Annotated in this window: 5 protein-coding genes; 3 read left to right on the top strand and 2 right to left on the bottom strand. The window is 73.1% G+C overall.

Annotated elements, in window-relative coordinates:
• A partial coding sequence (locus tag AB0E96_RS39655) for a DUF4396 domain-containing protein (RefSeq protein WP_359831502.1) occupies positions 1-431 on the bottom strand: 431 nt, incomplete at its 3' end.
• Between the two features lie 33 nt (positions 432-464).
• Here AB0E96_RS39655 and AB0E96_RS39650 point away from each other — a divergent pair.
• The 3 genes from AB0E96_RS39650 to AB0E96_RS39640 all read left to right on the top strand — a co-directional run bounded on the left by AB0E96_RS39650 (position 465) and on the right by AB0E96_RS39640 (position 2588).
• Positions 465-608: a hypothetical protein gene (locus AB0E96_RS39650; protein WP_359831501.1), complete on the top strand. Its 144-nt coding sequence runs from the start codon at positions 465-467 to the stop codon at positions 606-608.
• Positions 609-758: 150 nt separating this feature from the next.
• Entirely contained in the window at positions 759-1454 is a 696-nt protein-coding gene (locus AB0E96_RS39645) for a class I SAM-dependent methyltransferase (RefSeq protein WP_359831499.1), read from the top strand.
• Between the two features lie 288 nt (positions 1455-1742).
• Complete coding sequence (locus AB0E96_RS39640) at positions 1743-2588, top strand: undecaprenyl-diphosphate phosphatase (RefSeq protein ID WP_359831497.1); 846 nt, start codon at positions 1743-1745, stop codon at positions 2586-2588.
• 203 nt (positions 2589-2791) lie between these two features.
• Here AB0E96_RS39640 and AB0E96_RS39635 read toward each other — a convergent pair.
• The coding region (locus AB0E96_RS39635; RefSeq protein ID WP_359831495.1) for a HEAT repeat domain-containing protein at positions 2792-3495 on the bottom strand (704 nt) is incomplete at its 5' end.

Here is a 3495-nt window from a genome sequence, read left to right as displayed (position 1 = left end):
CCACCGCGGTGCCGCCGGTCGCCTCGGCCAGCCAGGTGTGGAAGTCCGCCACGTCCGGCTCCGGCACGCCCACCTCGATCCGCACCCCGGTCGCCCGCCAACGAGCCCGCCAGCGCCACCCAGAACAGCAGGTCACCGAAGCCGGCGTCCATCGCCCCCGGGACGGTGACCATCACCGTGTTGTCGATCAGCTCCATCACCAGGATCGAGACGGTGTCGGCGGCCAGCGCGACCTTGACCGCGGCGCCGACATCGAGCCCGGCCTTCCGCACGCCGCGCATGGTCAGCGCGTAGCCGAAGACGAAGGCCAGCAGGATCGAGAGCACCACCGTCGCCCCGTTGTGGAGACCGAAGGCGGTGCCCAGCACCATGCCGAGGATCTCGCCGACGGCGCAGCCGGTGAGGCAGTGCAGGGTGGCCTGCGCGGCCATCCGCCAGCCGGCCCCGCCACCACCGTGAGCCTGGTGGCCGTGGTGGCCGTGGTGGCCGCCATGGGCCTGTCCATGGTGCTCATGATGCCCGTGGCTTCCGTGGCTCTCGTGGTTCCCGTGCCGCTCGCGCCCTGCGTGCTGCCGGTCGGCGTGCCCGTGGTGCCCGTGCTGCGCTGACTGCGCCATGTCGTCCTCCACTCGCCCCGGCGCCCCCTTCGGCGCCCCTCGCTCCGTCGCTGGTCGAACATATACCCCCGAGGGGTATGTAGCAATCCCGTTCCGACGCCCTCTTCCCCGGGTGCACCCGCCCGTGTTCCGATGAACGGCATGGCAGACGAACGACGTGACGGATACGACGGAACGGGCGCGGGCGCGATCACCCCGGACGGCTGCGCCGTCGAGGTGTGGAGCCGCCTCCCCGTGGGCGACGCCCCGGACGTGATCGAGGCCGCGGTGCCGTCCGGCGCCCGCATCCTGGAACTCGGCTGCGGCGTCGGCCGGATGACCCACCCCCTGACCGACCGCGGCTTCGCCGTCACGGCCGTGGACGAGTCCGCCGCCATGCTGGCCCGGGTCCGTGCGGACGTCCGCACGGTGCGCAGCCCGATCGAGGAACTCGACCTCGGCGAGCGCTTCGACGTCGTCGTGCTCGCCTCCTTCCTGGTGCACGCGGGCGACGTGACGGTCCGCCGGGGCCTCCTGGAGACCTGCCGCCGCCACGTCGCCGAGGACGGCTGCGTGCTGGTGCAGCGCGAGGGCGAGGACTGGCACCTGAACGTGCCCCGGGAGAGCCCGATCGGCCCGGACGCGCTGTCCCGGCTGATCTCGGCCACGCCGGTCGGCGACGGCGTCAATTCCGTGCGCTGCGAGTACGTCTTCCCGGACGGCACCTGGACGCAGACCTTCCTGTCCCGCCCGCTCAGCACCGAGGCGTTCGAGCAGGCGCTCGCGGAGGCCGACCTGGTGGTCGAGCGCTACCTGACCGCGGACCGCACCTGGGTCCGGGCGCGGCCGGTGCTTTAGGGCGCGCATTGCGGGTCTTCGCCGGGTGCGCACCCCGGGGAGCGACAGGACGGGCGCCGGACGCCGGCCCGAGTCGGCTCCGGGCCCGCAGGGGCCTGTGCGCAAAGCCGGAACAAAGGGTGAACAAAGAACCGTCACCTTCACCCCGTACCATCAGCCGCGCGCCTGGCTCGCGCGCGGCCCGCGGGCCCGGCGGGCCACGGTGGTCCCGCACGCCCTTCCGACCCGCAAGGACCCGCCCATGCCGCCCCTGTCCCACGCCCGACGGATACCCCCGGCGGGTGCCCGGTGATCGACTGGTTCCACGGGGCCGTCCTCGGCCTGATCCAGGGGCTCACCGAGTTCCTGCCGATCTCCTCCAGCGCCCACCTGCGGGTCTTCTCGGCCCTGTTCGGCTGGGACGACCCGGGTGCGGCCTTCACGGCCGTCACCCAGCTCGGCACCGAGACGGCGGTGCTGATCTACTTCCGCCGGGACATCGTCTCGATCATCAGGACCTGGGCGCTGTCGCTGTTCCGGCCGGCCCTGCGCTCGGAACCGGACGCCCGGATGGGCTGGTTCGTGATCATCGGCACCCTGCCGATCGGCATCCTGGGCAAGCTGTTCCAGGACACCATCGAGACCCACCTGCGCGACCTTCGGATCATCGGCACCACGCTGATCGTCTTCGGCCTGGTCCTGGCCTTCGCCGACCGCACCCGGGCCGTCCGCCACGCCCGTCCGATCACCGACCTCACGCTGCCGCACGCGGGCATCTACGGCTTCGCCCAGGCGCTGGCGCTGATTCCGGGCGTGTCCCGCTCCGGCGGCACGATCAGCGCGGGCCTGCTGCTCGGCTACAGCCGGGAGGCGGCGGCCCGCTACTCCTTCCTGCTCGCGATCCCGGCGGTGCTCGCCTCGGGGGCGCTGGAACTGTTCAAGATCGGGGAGGGGCCGGCCCCGGCCTGGGGGCCCACGATCATGGCCACCCTGATCGCCTTCGTGGTCGGCTACGCGGCGATCGCCTGGTTCCTGAAGTACATCTCGAACAACAGCTTCATGCCGTTCGTGATCTACCGGGTGCTGCTCGGCGTTCTGATCATCGGACTGGTCTTCGGCGGTGTCCTGGCTCCGGACGCGGGAGCGGTGAAGTAGGACCGCGCGTACGGATGTAGAACGGGGTTCCAGAAACCTGGCCCCGCGGAAAGCGAGTGGGCCGGGACACCGACACGGTGTCCCGGCCCACTGAACGTCTGAGGACCCGGGAGGGTTCGATGACCCCGGAGGGTTCGATGACCCCGGAGGGTTCGATGGCCTCGGAGGGTTCGATGATCCGGGAGGGTTTGAGGACCAGCTCCCTAACGCCCGAACTCCCGGGCGGCGGTCAGCCGACCGCGTACGGCGGCATGGACCTCGGCCTCCTCGGCCGGGTCGGCGGCGAGCCGGCGCAACCGCTCCAGCACACGCGCGTCGCCCGTGGTGGCGACATGGCGCGCGGCGAGCTCACGCGTGGACTCCTCGCAGTCCCAGAGGCACTCGACGGCGGGCCCCTCGGGAAAGTGCACGTCGATCGCGGCCAGCGCCTGGGCGGCGCGTCCGCGCAGTTCCGAGGAGGCTGCCTCCCCGTAGATGTGGCGCAGGACCGGTACGGCGTCGGCGGCGGCCAGCCGCCCCGCGCCGTCCACCAGCGATCCCAGCCCGGTGCCGCTGACCCCGCGCACGGAGACCCAGCGGCGCAGCCCGGCCACCACCAGCGGCGCGTCGGCCGGCTCACCGGCGTCGGCGAGAAGTTGGACGGCGGCCTCGCCGAGCGCGCTGTCGGCACCGCCGGTGGCCGGGTCCGCCCAGCGGCGGGCGTGCGCCAGCACCTCGGGGCCGCGCATCCGGCCGAGCAGTTCCAGGGCGGCCCGGACGATCCGGTCGTCCACGTCCGCGGCGGCGGCCTCGATCAGCTCGACGGCGGCCGGGTCGCGCTGCTCGACCAGGTGGCGCAGGGCGGCCCGACGGGCGCCGGGCAGGCCGTCGCGCGCCGCCTCCTGCAGCAGCGGGCGGTCCTCCGGGC

It is taken from the genome of Kitasatospora sp. NPDC036755, assembly GCF_040636595.1.
Lineage (GTDB): Bacteria > Actinomycetota > Actinomycetes > Streptomycetales > Streptomycetaceae > Kitasatospora.
Note: the sequence above shows the minus strand (reverse complement) of the source record. Positions and strands in the feature narration are given on the sequence as shown.